Origin of the sequence: Streptomyces sp. NPDC005863, assembly GCF_042871345.1 — a bacterium.
Lineage (GTDB): Bacteria > Actinomycetota > Actinomycetes > Streptomycetales > Streptomycetaceae > Streptomyces.
This window is the reverse complement of record NZ_JBIAII010000012.1, coordinates 182,705-201,859: the sequence shown is the minus strand read 5'-3', so window position 1 is coordinate 201,859 and position 19,155 is coordinate 182,705. Positions and strand designations below refer to the sequence as shown.

The following is a 19,155-nucleotide window of genomic DNA, read 5'->3' as shown; positions in this document are numbered from 1 at the left end:
TTGGTCGTCGCGGGTGTCACTTCTTCGGCTGCCAGTCCTCGACGTTCCACCAGGGGCCGGACGCCAGGCCGTGGTCGTGCGGCTCGATCTGGGTGGTCAGGTCGCCGAACTTCTTGTCCACGACGTAGAGGTGGTCGATGTGGGTGAGGAAGGTGTAGCCGGGGTTCTTCACCAGCTCGCGCTGGATGGTGTCGTAGGCGGCCTGGCGCTCGGCGTGGTCGCCGCTCTTGCGGGCGTCCTCCAGGGCCTTGTCGATCTTGGGGTTGTCGTAGTGCGCCATGTTGTTGAAGCCGTCGCCCGCGAGGGAGGACTTCAGGAGCGTGTACTGGTCGAAGTCCGGGTCGGCCGGGGAGCCGCCGCCGGCGAGGACGGCGTCCTTGGGCATGCGGGGCTCGATGACCTCCCACGTACCGGACTGCACCTCGACCTTGATGCCGAGCTTCTTGGCGTCGGAGGCGTAGGCGAGGGCGTGGTCCTGGCGGAGCTTGTCGCCGGAGAGGTACCAGAGCGGAAAGGCCGCCGTGACGCCGTCCTTCTCGCGGATGCCGTCCTTGCCCGGCTTCCAGCCCGCATCGTCGAGGATCTTCTTCGCCTTGGCCGCGTCGAACTTGCGCTCGGTGCCCTTGGTGAACCAGGGGCTGTCGGTCGGGACGGGCCCGTAGGCCTCCTTGCCCTCGCCGTAGAGGATCGAGTCGACCATCGCCTTCCGGTCGACGCCGACGTCGAGCGCGCGGCGCACGGCGGTGTCGCCCGCGACCTTGTTGCCGGTGGGCAGGGTCACCACGCGGTAGTCGAAGGTCTTGGCGGCGTAGCTCTTCTTGCCGCTGTCGTTCTTGTACTTCTTCGCCAGGTTGGGCGGCAGGATCGCGCCGTCGAGCTCACCGGCGTCGAGCCGGGTGGCGCGGATGTCGTCGTCCTTGATGATCGCCATGGTGAAGTTCTTGACCTTGGGCGCGCCGCCCCAGTAGCCGGGGTTGGCCTTGAAGGTCAGCTTCTCGCCCTTGGACCACTTGACCAGCTCGTACGGTCCCGTGCCGATCGGCTTGGTGGTGAAGGCGCCGGTGTTCACGTCCTGCTTCGCCGCGATGTGCTCGGGCGCGATGGGCAGCACGGTCCGCTCGGCGAACGGCGCGTAGGGGTACTTCAGGTGGAAGACGACGGTGTCGTCGTCCTTCGCCTCGACGCTCTTGACCGCGTCGAGCTCGGTCTTGGAGGCGTTGTTGGTCTTCTTGTCGAGGATCGTCTCGTACGTGAAGACGACGTCCTTGGCCGAGAAGGGCTTGCCGTCGCTGAACTTGACGCCCTTGCGCAGCTCGTACGTGTAGGTCTTGCCGTCGTCGGCGACCTTGGGCAGCGCGGCGGCGAGGGCCGGCTTGAGCTTCATGTCGGCGTCGTGGGTGAGCAGCCCGTCGAAGATCTTCGAGTTGCCGTCCTTGCCGTAGCCGAGGAGCGGGCTGAGGGTCTCCGGCTCGTAGGCGATGCCGACGACCGCCGAGTCCTTCGCGCCGCCGCCGTCGCCGTCGCCCGGCGCCGAGCAGGCGGAGGCGGCGAGCGCCAGCGCGGCCGCCGTCGCCACCGCGCCCGCGCCCCGTGTCGATCGGGCCGTCATGCTCCACACCCCTACTGAAGATCATCTGTTATTGCGAACAGTTCGCAATTATGCACCACGTAATGGGTACGTAAAACGTGCAGCCCGCACCTGGTAGGTGCGGGCTGCATCGACTTTCGCGGCGGGATCGCTCGGTGGGATCACGCTCGGTGTGGCGGGTGGGTCAGGGGGCCTGGAGGTCGACCAGGGCGGCCAGCTCCTCGCGGTGGCGTCCTGCCGTTCCGTAGGCGATCGAGTCCGCCTTGGCGCGCTTGAGGTAGAGGTGGACGGGGTGCTCCCAGGTCATGCCGATGCCGCCGTGCAACTGCAGCGCCTCCTCGGCCGCGCGGACCGCCACGGGGGCGGCGTAGGCCTGGGCGAGGGCGGCCGCGACGGCGGGGTCGTCGCCGCCCCGCGCCAGCACGTCGGCCGCGTGGCGCGCGGCGGCCCGGGTGTTGACCACCTCGACCCACAGCTGGGCGAGCCGGTGCTTGAGCGCCTGGAACGAGCCCACCGGCCGGTTGAACTGGTGGCGCTCCTTGGTGTGGCGCACCGTCTCGGTCAAGCACCATTCGGCGAGACCGAGTTGTTCCGAGGCGAGCAGCCCCGCGCCGGCCCGCAGCCCGCGGGTGACCGCCCGCTCGGCGTGCGGGGCGAGCTCACGCGCGCGGGCGCCGTCGAAGCTGACGGCGGCGAGCGCACGCGTCGGGTCGAGGGAGGTCTGCGCTTCCACGGTGACGCCGCGATCCGTGGCGTCGACCGCGAAGAGGCCAGAGGCCGTGGGGACGAGGAACACGTCCGCCGCCCCGGCGTCCGCCACACCGCTCACCCGGCCGCGCAGGGCGCCGCCCTCCTCCCGTACGTCGAACGCCTCCTGCCCGGGAGCGCACGACAGCGGGAGTGCGAGTACGCCCACGGTGCGGCCGGAGGCGAGCGCGCCGAGCAACTCGCGCGCCGCGTCGCCCTCGCACGCGAGCAGCGCCTCGGTCGCCACCACGGCACTGGTCAGATACGGCACGGGCGCGACGGCCCGCCCCAACTCCTCCAGGACGACGGCGGCCTCGCGGTGCGAGGCGCCCTGCCCGCCGAGCTCCTCCGGGACCAGCAGGCCCGCCAGGCCCATCCCGTCGGCGAGGGTCTTCCACAGTTCGCGGTCGTGCGGCTCGGCGGCTTCCGTGCGGGCGATGACGCTCGCGGGGTCGCACCGGTCGGCGAGCAGCGCCCGCACGGCCGAGCGCAGCGCCTCTTCCTCTTCGGCATACAGCAGGTCGCTCATCGCGCGAGGTCCTTCCAGGCGACGTCCTTGTCGGTGCGCGGCTCGGCGGGCAGGCCGAGGACGCGCTCGGCGACGATGTTCAGCAGGACCTCGCTGGTCCCGCCCTCGATGCTGTTGCCCTTGGAGCGCAGATAGCGGTAGCCCGCGTCGCGGCCGGTGAAGTCGACGAGCTCGGGCCTGCGCATCGTCCAGTCGTCGTACAACAGCCCCTCCTCGCCGAGGAGTTCGACCTCAAGGCCGCTGATCTCCTGGTTGAGGCGGGCGAACCCGAGCTTCATGCCGGAGCCCTCGGGGCCGGGCTGCCCGGCGACGAGCTGCTGGCGCAGCCGCTCTCCGGTGAGCCGGGCGACCTCCGCCTCGACCCAGAGCTTCAGCAGGCGCTGGTGGAGGTCGTGGGTGCGCAGTTCGGGCCGCTCGCGCCAGGTCTTGGTGACCGTGCCGATCATGCCGCCCTCGCGCGGGATGCGCATGCCGCCGATGGACACGCGCTCGTTCATGAGGGTGGTCTGGGCGACCTTCCAGCCGTCGCCGACCTCGCCGAGGCGGTGGGCGTCGGGGATGCGTACGTCGCTGAGGAACACCTCGTTGAACTCGGCCTCGCCGGTGATCTGGCGCAGCGGCCGCACCTCGACGCCGGGGTCGGTCATGTCGCACACGAAGTACGTGATGCCGCGGTGCTTGGGGACGTCCGGGTCGGTGCGGGCGATGAGGATGGCCCAGCGGGCGCTGTGCGCGCTGGAGGTCCACACCTTCTGGCCGTTGACGATCCAGTCGCCGGTCGTCTCGTCGCGGACGGCGCGGGTGCCGAGCGCGGCGAGGTCGGAGCCGGCGCCGGGCTCGCTGAAGAGCTGGCACCACACCTCGTCGCCGGTCCACAGCGGGCGCAGGAAGCGGCGCTTCTGCTCGTCGGTGCCGAAGCCGAGGACGGTCGGCGCGGCCATGCCGAGGCCGATGCCGATGCGCCGCGGGTCGTTGTCGGGGGCGTCCGCGGCCTCCAGTACGGCGTCCACGACGGCCTGCAGCGAGCGCGGCGCGCCGAGCCCGCCGAGGCCCTCGGGGTAGTGGACCCAGGCGAGGCCCGCGTCGAAGCGGGCCTTGAGGAATTCGGCGCGGTCCGTCGTGGCGGGCGGGTGCGCGGCGAGCAACTCCTCGGTGTGGAAGCGCAGTTCGGCTGCGTCGGTCATGCGGCACCTCCGTGCGGAAGGACTCCGTGCGCAAGAACTCCGTGCGGGAGGACGACGACACGGCCGGTCGTGACGCCGTCGGCGACGCGCTGCACGGCGGAGGCGGCGCCGGCCATCGGAACGCGCTCGCTCACCAGCGGCTTGATGGCGCCCTTGGCCGCGAGGTCGGACAGCTCCTCGTGACAGCGCAGGATGAGGCTCGGGTCCTTCGTCTTGTACAGGCCCCAATGCAGGCCCACGATCGAGTAGTTCTTCACCAGGGCGTGGTTGAGCGCGGGCGAGGGGATGGCGCCGCTGGCGAAGCCGATGACGACGATGCGGCCCTCGAAGGCCACGCACTTCGCGGACTTGGTGTAGGCGTCGCCGCCCACCGGGTCGTAGATCACGTCGGCGCCGCGGCCGCCGGTCGCCTCCTTGACGGCGCCGATCACGTCGTCCGTGCGCCGGTCGAGGACCAGGTCGCAGCCGAGCTCGCGCGCGACCGCGGCCTTGTCCGCGCCGCCGACGACGCCGATGACCTTGGCGCCCGCCGCCTTGCCGAGCTGGACCGCGGCGCTGCCGACGCCGCCGGCCGCGGCGTGCACCAGCAGGGTCTCGCCCGCCTGCAGGTGCGCGCGGCGGTGCAGGGCGAACCAGCCGGTCTGGTAGCCGATGTGCAGCGCGGCGGCCTCGGCGTCGTCCAGCGCGTCCGGGGCGGGCAGCAGCGCCGCGGCCTCCGCGACCGCGTACCCGGCGAGACCGCCGTACGGCAGCACCGGGTTGGCGATCACGCGCCGCCCGTCCTCGGTCTCGCCGCAGATCTCCAGGCCCGGCGTGAACGGCAGCGGCGGCCGCACCTGGTACTGGCCCCGGCAGAGCAGCGCGTCCGGGAAGTTGATGTTCGCGGCACGCACCTTCAGCAGCACCTGCCCCTCGCCGAGCGCGGGGCGGTCCACCTCGGCGAGGCGCATCACCTCGCCCGGCTCGCCGTTCTCGTGCACTTGCCATGCCTGCATGCGGGGCCTCCACGGGGGCTGTCGTAGACCGGGCTCGTCCGCATACTAAGCGGTCGCTTGCCCCTAAGGGAACAGTCCCGGCCCACCGCTCAGCCGGCGTCTCCCTTACGGGTGGGCCGTGCCCGTACGTGCATGCGCTCGCCCTGTGGCCCGAAGAGACTGATGAACTCCGCGCCCGTCTCGCTCGTGGCCCCGAACCAGTGCGGGACCCGGGTGTCGAACTCCGCCGCCTCGCCGGGTCCGAGCACCACGTCGTGGTCCCCGAGGATCAGGCGGAGCTTCCCCGAGAGCACGTACAGCCACTCGTACCCCTCATGGGTCTGCGGGTCCGGGGCCGCCGTGACGCGGGCGGGCTCCACCACCTTGTACGCCTGGAGTCCGCCGGGCTGCCGGGTCAGCGGCAGCATGGTCCGGCCGTGCCGGACGATCGGCTTGGCCCGCACGCGCGGGTCGCCCACCGGCGGCGCGCCGACCAGTTCGTCCAGCGGGACCTGGTGGGCGCGGGCGATCGGCAGGAGGAGTTCGAGGCTCGGCCTGCGATGGCCGGATTCCAGCCGGGACAGCGTGCTGACGGAGATGCCGGTGGCGGCGGACAGGCCGGCGAGGGTGGCGCCGCGCTCCTTGCGGATGCGGCGCAGCCGGGGGCCGACCTCCGTGAGGACCTGGTCCATCGACTCCGCTGCGCCCGTCTCATCGTCTGTCATGCCCCCATGATGCAGGATTTTGCGGTTACGGCAAGGGAACTTGTCGTAACCGCACGACGGGGTGAGAGTCGGGAGACGTGAAAGGTCCCCGCGACCGACGGACGGACGAGAGGCGAAGAGCGATGAGCGAGACGAGGAACGAGGCCGGCACACCCCGCGAGGGACACGCCGGTGGACAGGACCAGACGTACGACGTGGTGGTCATCGGCGGCGGCGCGGCGGGTCTGAGCTCGGCGCTCGCGCTCGGCCGGTCCCGTCGGAGCGTCCTGGTGGTCGACTCCGGCGAGCCGCGCAACGCCCCCGCCGCCCATATGCAGGGCTACCTTTCGCGGGACGGCATGCCGCCGGCCGAGTTCCTCGCCGAGGGGCGCCAGGAGCTGCGGCGGTACGGGGTGCGGCTGCTGAGCGGGGAGGTGTCTGAGGTGACGCCGGACGGCACGGGAGAGTTCGACGTCACCCTGGCGGGCGGCGGGACGGTGCACGCGCGGCGGGTCGTCGTGGCGACGGGTCTGAGGGACGAACTGCCCGACGTGCCGGGCATCGCCGACCGCTGGGGCCGTGACGTGCTGCACTGTCCGTACTGCCACGGCTGGGAGGTGCGGGACCAGCCCTTCGGCGTGCTCGCCCCGGACCCCTTCGCCAGTCATCAGGCGCTGCTCGTCACCCAATGGTCGAAGGACGTGACGCTGTTCCTGCACACCGTGCGCGAGCTCCCCGACGCGGAGTGGGCGCGCCTCGCGGCCGCCGGCGTGCGGGTCGTCGAGGGCGAGGTCGCGGGTGTGACGGTCGAGGACGACCGGCTCACGGGCGTACGCCTCGCCGACGGACGGCACTTCGCCCGCTCGGCCCTCTTCGTTGCCCCGCGCCCGGTACCGCGCGGCGGCCTGCTGCTTGCGCTCGGCGCCGAGTTCCGGGAGACACCGTTCGGCCCCTTCCCGACGGTCGACGAGACGGGCCGCACGAGCGTGCCGGGCATCTGGGCGACCGGCAACGCGGCCCACCCCATGGGACAGGTGATCAACGCGACGAGCGCGGGCTACCTCGCGGGGACGGCGATCAACGCGGAACTCGTCATGACGGACATCGAGCGAACGGCAACAAGCCGCCGATCAGGCGTCTTCACCCCGGAGACGGAGGCGGCGGTGACGGCGGGGCGGGTGAGGGCGGGCTCGCACGGCTTGAACGACGTGGGAGTTCCCCGCTGACCCCGGAAAGCCTCGCGCGGCAGCACCATGTGATCATCCCTGCATGGCAGTTGGCCGCATCATCTTCCTCAACGGCACGTCCAGCTCGGGCAAGTCGAGCATCGCCCGCGAACTGCTCGACATCCTGGACGACGGCGTCTACTTCCACCTGGCCGTGGACAGCTTCAACGCCATGCGCACCAAGCGGTCCCTGTCGGAGAAAGATTTGGACGCCGCTCTGCGCAGGACGCGGATGAGCTTCCATCGGTCGATCGCCGCGATGGCGGAGGTCGGCAACCACGTCGTCGTCGACCACGTCCTCAGTGAACCCTGGCGACTGGTCGACTGCCTCACCGTGCTCCGCCCGGAGAGCGTGCTGTTCGTCGGCGTCCGGTGCTCGCTCGACGAACTCGTCCGCCGCGAAGCCGCCCGCGGCGACCGCCCCGCGGGCCTCGCCGCGCTTCAGTACGACCTGGTGCACCGGCACGGCGACTACGACCTGGAGTGCGACACCAGCACGACGAGTCCCGCCGAATGCGCCGCACTCATCAAGGAGTTCATCCCGACCCGGCCGACCCCCACCGTCTTCACGCGCCTCCGCGCCCGATACCCGGCGGAAGACCTCGCATCCGCTCCGTCCCCGTAGGCGTACCCCGTCTCACGTCGCCCGCTCGCCGAAGGTCACTGCGCAGTGTTGCTCCACCGTGTTCGCGAAGGCGCGGGACAGGGGGGACAGGGCGTTCCAGCGGCGTACCGCCCAGCCGGTCCACAGAGTGGGGAGGTCCGGGATCGGGATGAGACGCAGGTCGGGGTGGGCCGGGCCGTGCCAGGCGGGCAGGTCGGGGACGATGGCGTGGCCGAGGCCCAGTTCGGCCAGGAGGATCGCGGTGTCCCAGTCGGCGACGCTGGTGTCCGACGTCGGCGCCGTGCCGGACCCGGCGAGCCAGGCGTCCAGGCGGGAGCGGGACGTGGCGTTCTCGGGCAGGGCGATCAGGCTGATGCCCGCCAAGTCCCCCGTGTCGACATGTGACTTGGCGGCCAGAGGGTCGCCCGCGGCGACGGCGAGTACCCACGGGAGCTCGACGACCGGACGCTGCTCGATGCCGCGCACGGGCTCGCCCAGCGTGATCCAGGCGAGGTCGAGGCCGCCGGCGAGCAGCGCGTCGAAGCAACTGCGGCTGGAGTGGGTGGTCTGGAACTCCAGGCTGACGTCGGGGTGGTGACGCCGGAAGTCGACCACGGCACCGGACATGAAGTGGCGGACCGTGGTGGACCCGGTGGTGATGCGCACCGAACCCGCCTCGCCGTGCACCACTTCGCGCAGCCGGCGCAGCGCGTGGTCGATGTCACCGAGTCCGCCTGCCGCGGCGGTCTGCAGGAGCTGCCCCGCCGGCGTGGGCACGACACCGCGCGGGTGGCGCTCCAGGAGGGCGATGCCGGTCTCCCGCTCCAGGCGCTTGATGTGCTGACTCACCGCGGACTGGGTGCAGGTGAGTTCGCGTGCGACGGCGCTCAGACTGCCGGTGCGGCAGACGGCGACGAAGACGCGGAGGTCGTCGAGGGTCATGGGAGGTGAAACTACCGCCCGGGAGCGAAGGCTGAGCTTGGGAGTGGGCAAGGTAACCCTAGGATTGACTTGATGGTCTCCTCGGCGGGACGATCTCCTCGGGCCCAGGGCGGCAACCCGGCCGAGCCCCGGCAACCGGTCCGGACGGTGGCGGGGAGTGCGCCGGGTGCCGACCCTCCCCCCCATCTTGGCCCCGCCGCGGTCCCACCCGTCACGCCTCCGAAAGTTCGCAGCGCGCGGGGCCTGGAGGTTTCACCCCGTACGAGGTATCGATGCGCCCATGGCGAACGACGAGGGCCTGCCCGGATTGCCGCCGCCTCCCCCGCGGGGCGCGTCCGCGCTGCCGCCCGGCACGTACGACGGCACCGTCGTCCTGGTCACGGGCGGCGGGACGGGCCTCGGCAAGGCCGTCGCGGCGGAGTTCGCGCGCCTCGGCGCCGACCTCGTGATCGCGAGCCGCCAGGCGGACCGGCTCCTGGCCGCGCGCGACGAACTGGCCGAGCTGGGCGGGCGCGTGACCACCGTGGTCTGCGACATCCGGGACGCCGACCGCGTCGCCGAGGCCTTCGACGCGGCGCAGGCGGCGTACGGCCTGCCGGGCGTACTGGTCAACAACGCCGCCGCCAACTTCCCCGTGCCCGCGGAGGACATGTCCCCGAACGCCTGGCGCGCGGTCGTCGACATCACCCTCACCGGCACGTTCCTGATGACGCGCGAGTTCGCCCGCCGCCACCTCGCGGCTGGCACGCCCGGCTCCGTGATCGATGTCGGCGCGTCGTACGCCTGGACGGGCGGCCCCGGATTCGCCCACAGCGCGGCGGCCAAGGCCGGCGTGAAGAGCCTGGTGGAGACGCTCGCCGTGGAGTGGGGCCCGTACGGCATCCAGGTCAACGGCCTGGTGCCGGGCCTGATGCCGCACGACGACATGACCGCGGACATCCGCGGCAACCTCGACCGCGCCCGGGACCTGGCCGGCCGCCAGCCCGCCCTGCGCACCGGGCACCCCCGCGAACTGGGCTGGGCCGCCACCTTCTTGGCCTCGCCGTACGCCCGCTTCATCACCGGCCACACGCTGGTGGTGGACGGCGCCAACTGGCAGCGCAGGGGTCTGGTCAGCCCGCCGGTGGTGCCGGTGCGGGAGCAGATGGGGAGGGGCCCGTACGAGGGGTGAGCCTCGTGCACCCGAGGGGCGCGGCCCCCTCCCGCGCCCGAAAAGCGCCTACCCTCTCGCGCCCGACCCCTCGCACCTCCGAGGCACGCCGCCCCCTCGCTCGAGTAGGACCGCCGCCCGCGAAGCCCCGCCCCTACCTACTTCCCCTCGAACACCGCCGCCCGCCCCGCCCCCTTCGCGCCGTACCCCTCCCGCGCGTCCTCCGACGTGAGCGTGATCGCCGCGTTCATCGCGACGCGGTCCAGCGCCCCCGCCATCCCCGCGTCGGCGAACGCGTCGACGCCCCGCTTGATGCCCCGCACGGCGAGCGGCCCGTTCGCGGCGATCTCCGCCGCAAGGGCCCTGGAGACCGCCCCCAATTCCCCTCCCGGCACCACCTGTTGGACGAGCCGCAACCGCTCCGCCGTGGCCGCGTCGATGCGGCGGCCGGTGAGCGCGAGCAGCTTGGCCCAGCCCGCGCCCGCCTCCCGGGCGATGCGCAGATCGCCGCCCGCGTCCACGGCGACCCCCAGCGTCGCCTCGGGCAGCGCGAAGACCGCGTCGTCCGCCGCGATCCGCACGTCGGCCATGAGCGCGAGCTCGAAACCGAAGCCCAGGCAGTACCCCTGCACCACCGCCACGACCGGCTGCGGAAGCTCCGCGAACGCCCGGAAGCGCTCATGGACCCAGCGCATGCCCTCGTAGTAGTTGTGGGCGCGTTCCGCTCCCGAGCGGCCCGTGATCGCGCCGCCCGGCGCCGTGATGTCGATGCCCGCGCAGAACGCCCGCCCCTCGGCGCGCAGCAGCACCGCCCTGATGGAGTCGTCGAACCGGATCCGGTCGGCGAACAGGCCCAGTTGCCGCGTCGACTCCCAGCTCCACGCGTTGAGTTTGCCCGGACGGCAGAGGGTGAGGATGCCGAGCCCGTCCTCGACGTCGAGGCGCAGCCGCTCCGTACCCTCCGGGATGTCCGTACCGATGGTGTCGATCATCCGCGCTCCCCTGCACCCGGCGCTCCTGATGGGCCGTCAGGTTACGGGCGCGGGCTCACCGACTGAAGACCTGGAACCCCACCGCCGGCTTCCCGCCGAAGCGTGGCGCGAGGGCCTGCGCGTTGCCCATCAGGAACGTACGGCAGTACTTCTCGGGGTCCTCGTCCGTCAACACCTCGATGTAGGTGCGGTGTTCGAGGAGCGAGGCCACCGAGCGCTCCAGGCCGGCCGTGGCGTCCGCCGCGTGCGTGGGCGTCGCCGAACCGGCGACGGCGACCCACCGCACGCCGTTCCAGGGTTCGAGCCCCTGCTCCGCGATCAGCTCCGGGAAGATCCAGCGGTTGCCCGCGTCCGCCGCGGCGTCCAGCGTGGCCCGGCCCACCGCCACGTGGTCGGGGGTGTTCCAGGCGACACCGCCCCAGGTGTCGCGGAAGTTGAGCGTGATGACGAGCTCGGGGCGGTGCCTGCGGATCGCGGCGGCGATGTCACGACGCAGCCCCGTGCCGTATTCGACGACGCCGTCCTTGTGGTCGAGGAACTCCACCGTCTCCACGCCGACGACGGCCGCGCTGGCCCGCTGCTCCCGCTCGCGCAGCGGAGCACAGGTCGCGGGGTCGATCGTGTCGATGCCCGCCTCGCCGCGGGTCGCGAGGAGGTACGAGACCTCGCGGCCGCCGTCCGTCCAGCCGGCGATCGCCGCCGCGCACCCGTACTCCAGGTCGTCCGGGTGGGCGACGACGGCGAGCGCACGCTGCCAGTCCTCAGGCATCGGGGCGAGCTGGTCGGAGGTCGTGGCTGCTGTCTGCTCGGTCATGGTGGGCAGCTTAACTCCGGGGTCCGACAACGAGTCGGGCGAAACCCACCGGGTCCGGCGGGTGCCGCACAAGAGCCGCCCCGGCCCCCTCAAGGAGCTCCCAAGAAGCCCCCCTCATGAGGAGCCCCTCAGGCCTCGCCGCGCACCAGCGCGAGCATCCGGTCGAGGACACGCGGCCCGCTCACGCGCAGACCGTCGTGCTCGTACTCGTCGGTGACCCAGGTCCGCAGGCCCCGGATGGCGCGGGCGGTGCGCAGGGAGTGCTCCGTGTCGACGTACAGGTCGTCGTGGTAGATCGTCGCGGCCACCGGCACCTCGTTGGCGGCGAGGCGTTCGGTGTCGTACAGGCGCGGCCAGTCGGTGCGCTCCGCGATCAGCTCCGCGGTCTCGCGCAAGGGCCGCAGCGCCGGATCGCCGTCGAACATCCAGCGCTGCACGGCCTCGCCGGTGAACAGCACCGGTGCGTCGCCCGCCAGCGCCTTCTCCGCGTCGAACCGCGGGAACTCGGCGCGCATCCGCTCGGCCGACCAGGCGGTGGGCCGCCCGTCCCGCCCGTAGATCGACTCGTGCAGGACGGCGAAGAGCGGCACGCGCGCGTGCGAGAGGGCGGCTTGGACGTCCTCCCGGAAGGCGTCGGAGAGGGCCGGCCCGGACGCCGTCGTCACGAAGGCGTCCTCCAGGAGGTAGTGCAGGCGGTGGCTGCCGTCGCCGGAGCCGAGCAGCATGCCGAGGGACTGGAAGGCGGGGACGGTGAGCCGGTAGCCGTTGTCGAGGACCGGCTCGTGCTCGGCGATGTGGGCGGCGATGCGGCGGGCCCGCTCGACGTCCTGCGGGTAACGGGCATAGTGCGCGGCGGACTTGCGCGCCATGCGCGGGTAGGCGGCGCGGTAGACGTCGTCCGCGTGGCCGTCGAGCGTGGGCAGGCCGCCGGTGATGATGGCGGCGGACAGGCCCTCGGGCGCGGCCGACAGGTAGTGCGTGGCGCAGAAGCCGCCGAAGCTCTGCCCGAGGACGGTCCAGGGGGCGCCGCCCGTCACCTCGGGGCGGATCGCCTCGCAGTCGCGGACGATGGAGTCCGCGCGGAAGCGCGCGAGGTAGTCGGCCTGTTCGCGGGGGCCGCCGCGCAGCGGCAGGGTCTGCCGGGTGGCGGGCGTGGAGTTGCCGGTGCCGCGCTGGTCGAGGAGGAGGACGCGGAAGTCCTCCAACGCGCGGCCGAGCCATGACTCCGTGCCGTGGAAGCGGGTCGCCGGGCAGCCGGGGCCGCCCTGCAGATAGACGAGCCAGGGCCGGTCGGCGCCGTCTCGGGAGGCCGACACCGCCTCACGGGCGAAGAGCTCGATGCGCTCCCCCGCCGGATCGTCGTGGTCGAGCGGCACGCTGAAGCGGCGGTCGGTGAAGACGACTCCCGGCTGGCGGTACGTGACGGTCAAGGCTGCTCCTGGGCGCTGCGTCGGACGGGACACGGACGAGGTTCGGATCGGTGAGCGGATCTTCCGCCCCGGTCCAGGACACGCCCCAGTCCAGCACACGGTCCGGGCCGGTCGTCCCCGGGGCCGCCGAAGCTCCGGTCAGCGCGGCGCCAGGGTGGAGCGCCGGACCACCAGCTCGGGCACGAGCACCACCCGCCGGTGTTCGTGCGCGTCGCCGGCGGCCCCTGCGGTGTCCGGCCGTGTCCGGGTCTCCTCCAGGAGGAGCTCGGCGGCCATCGCCCCCATGGTGACGGCGGGCTGGCGCACCGAGGTGAGCGGTACGACCGCGGCGGCCGCGAACTCGATGTCGTCGTAGCCGACGATCGCCACGTCCTCGGGGACGCGCACCCCGGCCGCGTACATCGCCTGGAGGACTCCGAGCGCGAGCAGGTCGTTGGCGCAGAAGACGGCCGTGGGCCGCTCGGTCAGGCCGAGGACGCGGGCGCCCGCGTCGCGCCCCGCGGCGACGTCGAGGCGCTCGGTGGGCAGCTCGCGCATCGCCGAGGAGTCCAGACCCGCCTCGGCGAGGGCCTGGAGCGCGCCGACGCGGCGGTCCTTGACCTGGTTCAGGCCGGGCGGGCCGCTCACGTACGCGATGGAGCGGTGTCCCGCGTCGAGGAGGTGGCGCACGGCGAGCGCGCCGCCCATGACGTCGTCCACGGAGACCGAGCACTCGGTGGCGCCTTCGGCGACCCGGTCTACGAGGACGAACGGAATGCCGTGCCGGCGGAAGGCGTCGATGTTGCGTCCGGTCGCGTCGGCGGGCGTCAGCAGGTGTGGTCGCGCATGCCGGCCGCCGAGTTGTACGCGGCGACGGGCCTGCAGTACGCCCCCTTCAATACCCTGTACCAGCTGACCGCCGCCACCGGGAGCGCTCAACTCGCAGCCGAGCGACACGCGTTGCTGATTCCGGACCTGATCGCGTACTGGCTCACCGGCACGCTCGGCACCGAGCTGACCAACGCCTCCACCACCCAACTCGTCGACCCCCGTACCAGGGACTGGTCGCACGGGGTGGCCGACCGGCTCGGCGTGGACGTCGGACTGTTCCCGCCCCTGCGCCGGCCGGGCGACCCGGCCGGGTTGCTGCTGCCCCACGTCCTGGCGGACACAGAACTCTCCGGCCTGGTTCCGGTGACGGCGGTGGCCTCGCACGACACCGCGTCCGCCGTGGCCGCGGTGCCCGCGGCGGACGGCGCCGACTTCGCCTATCTGTGCACCGGCACCTGGTCCCTGGCCGGCGTCGAACTGGACGCGCCGGTGCTGACGGAGGAGAGTCGCGAGGCCAACTTCACCAATGAGTTGGGCATCGACGGCACCGTCCGGTATCTGCGCAACATCATGGGTCTCTGGCTCCTCCAGGAGTGTCTGCGCGCGTGGGGCGACCCCGACCTCGGGCCGCTGCTTGTCGCGGCCGCCGAGGTCGCGCCGCTGCGTTCGGTGGTGGACGCGGGCGCACCGGAGTTCCTGGCGCCCGGCCGGATGCCTGAGCGCATAGCGCAGGCCTGCCGTGTGTCGGGGCAGCCGGTGCCCGCCACCCCGGCGGAAACCACCCGCTGTGTCCTGGACTCACTGGCGCTCGCCCATCGGCGTGCCCTGGCGGACGCCCGGCGCCTGACCGGACGGGCCATCGACGTCGTGCACCTGGTCGGCGGGGGCGCCCGCAACGCCCTGCTGTGCCAACTCACCGCGGACGCCTGCGGGGTGCCGCTGCTCGCGGGCCCGGCGGAAGCGGCGGCGCTCGGCAACGTCCTGGTGCAGGCCCGCGCCCACGGCCTGGTCGGCAGCCGGGCCGAGGCCCGCGCCCTGGTGGCCCACGCCCTGCCACCGACGCGCTACGAGCCCCGTGGCGACACCACCCCCTGGCAGGCCGCCCAGGAACGGCTCGGCACGAGATGAGAGGGGGGCGGCACTGGGGAAGGGGGCCATACGTCGCGAGCGGCGCAACTCGACCTGCGTGCCCACGACTCCCGCAACCCCGCACGCGCGCGTACGCTGCATCCATCCGATGATCGACAAGGAGGAACCCGCGATGCGAGTCGCCCTGTTCCTGACCTGTGTCAACGACACGCTCTATCCGGACACGGGCCGTGCAGTGGTGAAACTGCTGACCAGGCTGGGAGTTGACGTCGACTTCCCGATGGCGCAGACCTGCTGCGGGCAGGCGCACTACAACACCGGTTACCGGCATCAGGCGGAGCCGCTGGCCCGGCACTTCTCCGATGTCTTCGGGTCGGACGCGTACGACGCCGTGGTGACGCCGTCCGGCTCGTGCGGGGCGATGGTGCGCGAGCTGTATCCGCGGATGGGCGAGCGGGCGGCGGCCGATGGCCGCGGCGAGGACCTCGCGCGCACCCTCGCACCGGTGGTGGCGAAGACGTACGAGCTCACGGAGTTCCTGGTGGACGTCCTCGGTGTCACCGACGTCGGCGCGTACTACCCGCACAAGGTCACCTACCACCCGACCTGTCACGGCCTGCGCGCGCTCGGTCTCGGCGACCGGCCCACCCGGCTGCTGCGGGCGGTGAAGGGTCTCGACCTGGTGGAGCTGCCGGGCGCCGAGGAGTGCTGCGGCTTCGGCGGCACCTTCGCGGTGAAGAACTCCGATGTCTCGGCCGCGATGGGCGCCGACAAGGCGCGCCACGCCGAGTCGACCGGCGCCGAGGTGCTCTGCGCGGCGGACAACTCCTGCCTGATGCACATCGGCGGCACGATGGCCCGGCTGCACACGACGGTACGTCCCGTGCACATCGCGGAGATCCTGGCGAGCACGGAGAGCGAACCCGTCCACGCGGAACCAGGCCCCGTGCACGCTGGAAAGGAGGCCCGGTCATGAACGGCGGCACCTTCGTCGGCATGCCCGCCTTCCCGCAGGCCGCGCGCGAGGCGGTCGGCGACACGACCCTGCGGGCCAACCTCCGGCACGCCACGCACACCATCCGCGACAAGCGGGCCCGCGCCGTCGCCGAGCTGTCCGACTGGGACGAGCTGCGCGCGGCCGGCAAGGACATCAAGGACCACACCCTGCGCCATCTCGACCGCTATCTGGTGCAGCTGGAGGAGTCGGTCGTACGGGCCGGCGGCACCGTGCACTGGGCGGCCGACGCCGACGAGGCGAACCGAATCGTCGCGGAGTTGGTCAAGGCCACGGGCGAGACGGAGGTCGTCAAGGTCAAGTCGATGGCCACCCAGGAGATCGGCCTCAACGAAGCCCTGGAGGCCGAGGGCATCCGCGCCTACGAGACCGACCTCGCCGAGCTCATCGTGCAGCTCGGCAGGGATCACCCCTCGCACATCCTGGTGCCGGCCATCCACCGCAACCGCGGCGAGATCCGTGACATCTTCGAGAAGGAGATGGGGAGTTGGGGCCGGCCGGCCCCGGCGGGGCTCTCCGACGCACCGGCCGAGCTCGCCGAGGCGGCCCGGCTGCACCTGCGGGAGAAGTTCCTGCGCGCCAAGGTCGGCGTCTCCGGGGCGAACTTCATGGTCGCCGAGACCGGCACGATGGTCGTCGTGGAGTCGGAGGGCAACGGCCGGATGTGCCTCACCCTCCCCGAGACGCTGATCTCCGTCGTCGGCATCGAGAAGGTCGTCCCGTCCTGGCGCGACCTGGAGGTCTTCCTGCAGACCCTGCCCCGTTCCTCGACGGCCGAGCGCATGAACCCGTACACGTCGATGTGGACGGGCACGATGGACTCCGCGACGGCGGACGGTCCGAGCACCTTCCACCTGGTCCTGCTCGACAACGGCCGCACCGACACCCTCGCCGACGAGGTGGGCCGGCAGGCCCTGCGCTGCATCCGCTGCTCGGCGTGTCTCAATGTGTGCCCGGTGTACGAACGGGCGGGCGGGCACGCGTACGGCTCGGTCTATCCGGGCCCGATCGGCGCGATCCTCAGCCCGCAGCTGCGGGGCACCCAGAGCGAGATCGACGCCTCCCTGCCGTACGCGTCCTCGCTCTGCGGGGCCTGCTACGACGTGTGTCCCGTCGCCATCGACATCCCCGAGGTCCTCGTTCATCTGCGGGAGCGCGTCGTCCAGGGCGGCGAGGCGACCCGCGACGGGAACAGGGTGAGGCTGAAGCCCGCCAAGGGGCATGCGGCGGAGCGGGCGGCGATGCGTGCGGCGGGGCTGGCGTTCGCGCGGCCCGGTGCGCTGCGCGCGGGCCAGCGCCTCGCGTCGCGCACCCGCCGCTTCCATCCGCGCACCCTGCCGGGGCCCGGGCAGGCGTGGAGCGCGACCCGCGAGCTGCCGAAGGTGCCGGCGGAGCCGTTCCGCGACTGGTGGCAGCGGACGAACGGCGGCAAGGACGACGGGGAGGGCGGCAAGTGAGCAGCAGGGACCGGATCCTGGGCCGGGTGCGGCGGGCGCTCGCCGACGTGCCGGCCGGCGACGCCCCGTACGAGAGCGCGGTGGACCGCGGGTACGCGCGCGGGCACGGCGTCCGCAGCACCGAGGAGACCGTCGATCTGCTCGCGGAGAACCTGGCGGACTACCGCGCGATCGTGCACCGCGCCACCCGCGAGGAGCTCCCGACGACGCTCATGCGACTGCTGGCGGAGAGCGGTGCCCAGACGGTGCTCGTGCCGCCGCAGCTGCCGCACGGCTGGATGGCCGAGGCGGATCCGGTGCTGCTCCACGACCGCGCCGCGCTCACGACCGAGCAGCTCGACCGGGTCGACGGCGTGGTCACCGGCTGCGCCGTGGCCATCGCCGAGACCGGCACGCTCGTGCTCGACGGCTCCCCCGACCAGGGGCGCCGCCGCATCACGCTCGTCCCCGACCACCACATCTGTGTCGTACGCGTCCCCGACCAGGTCGTCTCCTCCGTGCCGCAGGCGCTCGAACGGCTGGACCCGGCCCGGCCGCTCACCTGGATCTCCGGCCCCTCCGCGACCAGCGACATCGAGCTGGACCGGGTCGAGGGGGTCCACGGACCGCGCACCCTGGAGGTGGTGTTGATGAGCGGAGAGTGACGGGCGCGGCTAGCGTGAGGACATGATCCGGTTCGAGCAGGTGACCAAGCGTTACCCGGACGGCACGATGGCCGTGGACGACCTCTCCCTGGAGGTCGCCGAGGGCGAACTGGTCACGCTCGTCGGCCCCTCCGGCTGCGGCAAGACCACGACGATGATGATGGTGAACCGCCTCATCGAGCCGACGTCGGGCCGCATCTTCGTGAACGGCGAGAACATCGCCGACGTGGACCCGGTCAAGCTGCGCCGCCGCATCGGATACGTCATCCAGCAGGTCGGCCTCTTCCCGCACCGGACGATCCTCGACAACACGGCGACCGTGCCCGCCCTCATCGGCTGGAAGAAGGCGAAGGCCAGGGCGCGGGCGGCCGAGTTGCTCGATCTGGTGGGCCTGGACCCGAAGACGTTCGGTTCCCGCTACCCCGAGCAGCTCTCCGGCGGCCAGCGCCAACGCGTCGGCGTGGCCAGGGCGCTGGCGGCCGACCCGCCGGTGCTCCTGATGGACGAGCCGTTCGGCGCCGTCGACCCGGTGGTGCGCGAGCAGTTGCAGGACGAGTTCCTGCGGATGCAGGCGGCGGTGCGCAAGACGGTGCTCCTGGTGACGCACGACATCGAGGAGGCCGTCCGGCTCGGCGACCGCATCGCGGTGTACGGGCAGGGGCGGATCGAGCAGTTCGACACGCCGGGCGCGGTGCTGGGGGCGCCCGAGACGCCGTACGTCGCGGAGTTCGTGGGCGCCGACCGGGGGCTGAAGCGGCTCTCCGTCACCGAGATCCAGACCGACGACCTGGAAGCGCCGCCCATCGCCCGCCTCGACGAGCCCGCAGCGCAGGCCGCGGCCCGGATGCGTGAGGAGGAGGCGCGCTGGGCGGTCGTCCTGGACGCGGACGGCGATCTGCACGGCTGGGTCGGCCTCGACGAGGTGGCGCTGGCCGGCACGGGTGGCACCGTCGGCGACCTGGCGCACCGCATGAACTCCTGGGTGCCGGTCGGCGCACCGCTCAAGCAGGCCTTCGGCGTGATGCTGCAGCACGACGCGGGGTGGGTCGCCGTGCTGGACGGCGCCCGCTTCCTCGGTGTCCTCACCCCGGCCAAGCTGCACGAGGCGCTGCGGCGTTCGGTGGACGCGGATGCGCAGGGGGTCGCTCGGGATGAGGTGGAGTTCGACTCGGTCGCCGATGCGTAGGCGCTGTCGCTTGGCCTGGGCGGAGTGGGGGGGGTGGGGGCGGGGGCGGGGGTGCTTTTTGTCTGCTGGT

At 72.5% G+C, this 19,155-nt stretch carries 16 protein-coding genes and 2 pseudogenes; 8 read left to right on the top strand and 10 right to left on the bottom strand.

The features are described 5' to 3' along the window. Nucleotides 1-16: 16 nt before the first annotated feature. The 5 genes from ACFYO9_RS32795 to ACFYO9_RS32775 all read right to left on the bottom strand — a co-directional run bounded on the left by ACFYO9_RS32795 (nt 17) and on the right by ACFYO9_RS32775 (nt 5,747). Nucleotides 17-1,609: an ABC transporter substrate-binding protein gene (locus ACFYO9_RS32795; RefSeq protein ID WP_358775623.1), complete on the bottom strand. Its 1,593-nt coding sequence runs from the start codon at nt 1,607-1,609 to the stop codon at nt 17-19. Nucleotides 1,610-1,772: 163 nt separating this feature from the next. Next, the gene (locus ACFYO9_RS32790; RefSeq protein ID WP_355812690.1) at nt 1,773-2,864 is read right to left on the bottom strand and encodes an acyl-CoA dehydrogenase family protein; all 1,092 of its coding nucleotides are present in this window, start codon (nt 2,862-2,864) and stop codon (nt 1,773-1,775) included. Then, complete coding sequence (locus tag ACFYO9_RS32785; RefSeq protein ID WP_358775621.1) at nt 2,861-4,048, bottom strand: acyl-CoA dehydrogenase family protein; 1,188 nt, start codon at nt 4,046-4,048, stop codon at nt 2,861-2,863. The genes ACFYO9_RS32790 and ACFYO9_RS32785 overlap by 4 nt, the downstream gene beginning before the upstream one ends. After that, nucleotides 4,045-5,043: an NADPH:quinone oxidoreductase family protein gene (locus ACFYO9_RS32780; RefSeq protein ID WP_358775619.1), complete on the bottom strand. Its 999-nt coding sequence runs from the start codon at nt 5,041-5,043 to the stop codon at nt 4,045-4,047. The genes ACFYO9_RS32785 and ACFYO9_RS32780 overlap by 4 nt, the downstream gene beginning before the upstream one ends. 89 nt (nt 5,044-5,132) lie before the next feature. Continuing rightward, nucleotides 5,133-5,747: an XRE family transcriptional regulator gene (locus ACFYO9_RS32775; RefSeq protein ID WP_358775617.1), complete on the bottom strand. Its 615-nt coding sequence runs from the start codon at nt 5,745-5,747 to the stop codon at nt 5,133-5,135. A gap of 122 nt (nt 5,748-5,869) precedes the next feature. On the opposite strand from ACFYO9_RS32775, the gene ACFYO9_RS32770 reads away from it, so the two are divergent. After that, nucleotides 5,870-6,952, top strand: coding sequence for an NAD(P)/FAD-dependent oxidoreductase (locus tag ACFYO9_RS32770; RefSeq protein WP_358775615.1), 1,083 nt, complete (start codon nt 5,870-5,872; stop codon nt 6,950-6,952). Nucleotides 6,953-6,995: 43 nt separating this feature from the next. Further along, nucleotides 6,996-7,577 carry an AAA family ATPase gene (locus ACFYO9_RS32765; RefSeq protein WP_358775613.1) on the top strand — a complete coding sequence of 194 codons (582 nt, stop codon included), beginning with the start codon at nt 6,996-6,998 and terminating at the stop codon, nt 7,575-7,577. Nucleotides 7,578-7,589: 12 nt separating this feature from the next. On the opposite strand, the gene ACFYO9_RS32760 is transcribed toward ACFYO9_RS32765, so the two are convergent. Next, nucleotides 7,590-8,498, bottom strand: a complete 909-nt coding sequence (locus tag ACFYO9_RS32760; protein WP_358775611.1) for a LysR family transcriptional regulator — start codon at nt 8,496-8,498, stop codon at nt 7,590-7,592. A gap of 280 nt (nt 8,499-8,778) precedes the next feature. Here ACFYO9_RS32760 and ACFYO9_RS32755 point away from each other — a divergent pair, with 280 nt between their 5' ends. Further along, entirely contained in the window at nt 8,779-9,669 is an 891-nt protein-coding gene (locus ACFYO9_RS32755; protein WP_358775609.1) for an SDR family oxidoreductase, read from the top strand. A 137-nt stretch (nt 9,670-9,806) separates the two neighbouring features. Here the strand turns inward: ACFYO9_RS32755 and ACFYO9_RS32750 are convergent, their stop codons facing one another. The 4 genes and pseudogenes from ACFYO9_RS32750 to ACFYO9_RS32735 all read right to left on the bottom strand — a co-directional run. Then, nucleotides 9,807-10,640: an enoyl-CoA hydratase/isomerase family protein gene (locus ACFYO9_RS32750; RefSeq protein WP_358775607.1), complete on the bottom strand. Its 834-nt coding sequence runs from the start codon at nt 10,638-10,640 to the stop codon at nt 9,807-9,809. 55 nt (nt 10,641-10,695) lie between these two features. Then, nucleotides 10,696-11,454 (bottom strand): PIG-L family deacetylase, encoded by a 759-nt coding sequence (locus ACFYO9_RS32745; protein WP_358707467.1) that lies wholly within the window; start codon nt 11,452-11,454, stop codon nt 10,696-10,698. 128 nt (nt 11,455-11,582) lie between these two features. After that, nucleotides 11,583-12,884: an alpha/beta fold hydrolase gene (locus ACFYO9_RS32740; RefSeq protein ID WP_358775605.1), complete on the bottom strand. Its 1,302-nt coding sequence runs from the start codon at nt 12,882-12,884 to the stop codon at nt 11,583-11,585. A gap of 138 nt (nt 12,885-13,022) precedes the next feature. Further along, nucleotides 13,023-13,706 (bottom strand): annotated as a pseudogene (locus ACFYO9_RS32735) (substrate-binding domain-containing protein); the annotation flags it as partial. On the opposite strand from ACFYO9_RS32735, the pseudogene ACFYO9_RS32730 reads away from it, so the two are divergent. From ACFYO9_RS32730 to ACFYO9_RS32710, 5 genes and pseudogenes are all read left to right on the top strand, one after another. Then, a pseudogene (locus tag ACFYO9_RS32730) lies at nt 13,599-14,822 on the top strand (rhamnulokinase family protein); the annotation flags it as partial. The pseudogenes ACFYO9_RS32735 and ACFYO9_RS32730 sit on opposite strands and share 108 nt — an antisense overlap. 133 nt (nt 14,823-14,955) lie before the next feature. Continuing rightward, complete coding sequence (locus tag ACFYO9_RS32725) at nt 14,956-15,759, top strand: (Fe-S)-binding protein (RefSeq protein ID WP_358775604.1); 804 nt, start codon at nt 14,956-14,958, stop codon at nt 15,757-15,759. Further along, nucleotides 15,756-17,255, top strand: coding sequence for a LutB/LldF family L-lactate oxidation iron-sulfur protein (locus ACFYO9_RS32720; RefSeq protein WP_358775602.1), 1,500 nt, complete (start codon nt 15,756-15,758; stop codon nt 17,253-17,255). The genes ACFYO9_RS32725 and ACFYO9_RS32720 overlap by 4 nt, the downstream gene beginning before the upstream one ends. Continuing rightward, the gene (locus ACFYO9_RS32715) at nt 17,252-17,899 is read left to right on the top strand and encodes a lactate utilization protein C (protein WP_358775600.1); all 648 of its coding nucleotides are present in this window, start codon (nt 17,252-17,254) and stop codon (nt 17,897-17,899) included. The genes ACFYO9_RS32720 and ACFYO9_RS32715 overlap by 4 nt, the downstream gene beginning before the upstream one ends. Nucleotides 17,900-17,921: 22 nt before the next feature. Next, a complete protein-coding gene (locus tag ACFYO9_RS32710; RefSeq protein WP_358775598.1) occupies nt 17,922-19,085 on the top strand; it encodes a betaine/proline/choline family ABC transporter ATP-binding protein in 1,164 nt (387 codons plus the stop codon). Nucleotides 19,086-19,155 lie beyond the last annotated feature (70 nt).

Coding starts and splice junctions, on each gene's coding strand:
- ACFYO9_RS32770 (WP_358775615.1), top strand. CDS start 5,870: ATGAGCGAGACGAGGAACGAGGCCGGCACACCCCGCGAGGGACACGCC.
- ACFYO9_RS32795 (WP_358775623.1), bottom strand. CDS start 1,609: ATGACGGCCCGATCGACACGGGGCGCGGGCGCGGTGGCGACGGCGGCC.
- ACFYO9_RS32710 (WP_358775598.1), top strand. CDS start 17,922: ATGATCCGGTTCGAGCAGGTGACCAAGCGTTACCCGGACGGCACGATG.
- ACFYO9_RS32755 (WP_358775609.1), top strand. CDS start 8,779: ATGGCGAACGACGAGGGCCTGCCCGGATTGCCGCCGCCTCCCCCGCGG.
- ACFYO9_RS32765 (WP_358775613.1), top strand. CDS start 6,996: ATGGCAGTTGGCCGCATCATCTTCCTCAACGGCACGTCCAGCTCGGGC.
- ACFYO9_RS32720 (WP_358775602.1), top strand. CDS start 15,756: ATGAACGGCGGCACCTTCGTCGGCATGCCCGCCTTCCCGCAGGCCGCG.
- ACFYO9_RS32725 (WP_358775604.1), top strand. CDS start 14,956: ATGCGAGTCGCCCTGTTCCTGACCTGTGTCAACGACACGCTCTATCCG.
- ACFYO9_RS32790 (WP_355812690.1), bottom strand. CDS start 2,864: ATGAGCGACCTGCTGTATGCCGAAGAGGAAGAGGCGCTGCGCTCGGCC.
- ACFYO9_RS32775 (WP_358775617.1), bottom strand. CDS start 5,747: ATGACAGACGATGAGACGGGCGCAGCGGAGTCGATGGACCAGGTCCTC.
- ACFYO9_RS32760 (WP_358775611.1), bottom strand. CDS start 8,498: ATGACCCTCGACGACCTCCGCGTCTTCGTCGCCGTCTGCCGCACCGGC.
- ACFYO9_RS32745 (WP_358707467.1), bottom strand. CDS start 11,454: ATGACCGAGCAGACAGCAGCCACGACCTCCGACCAGCTCGCCCCGATG.
- ACFYO9_RS32750 (WP_358775607.1), bottom strand. CDS start 10,640: ATGATCGACACCATCGGTACGGACATCCCGGAGGGTACGGAGCGGCTG.
- ACFYO9_RS32780 (WP_358775619.1), bottom strand. CDS start 5,043: ATGCAGGCATGGCAAGTGCACGAGAACGGCGAGCCGGGCGAGGTGATG.
- ACFYO9_RS32785 (WP_358775621.1), bottom strand. CDS start 4,048: ATGACCGACGCAGCCGAACTGCGCTTCCACACCGAGGAGTTGCTCGCC.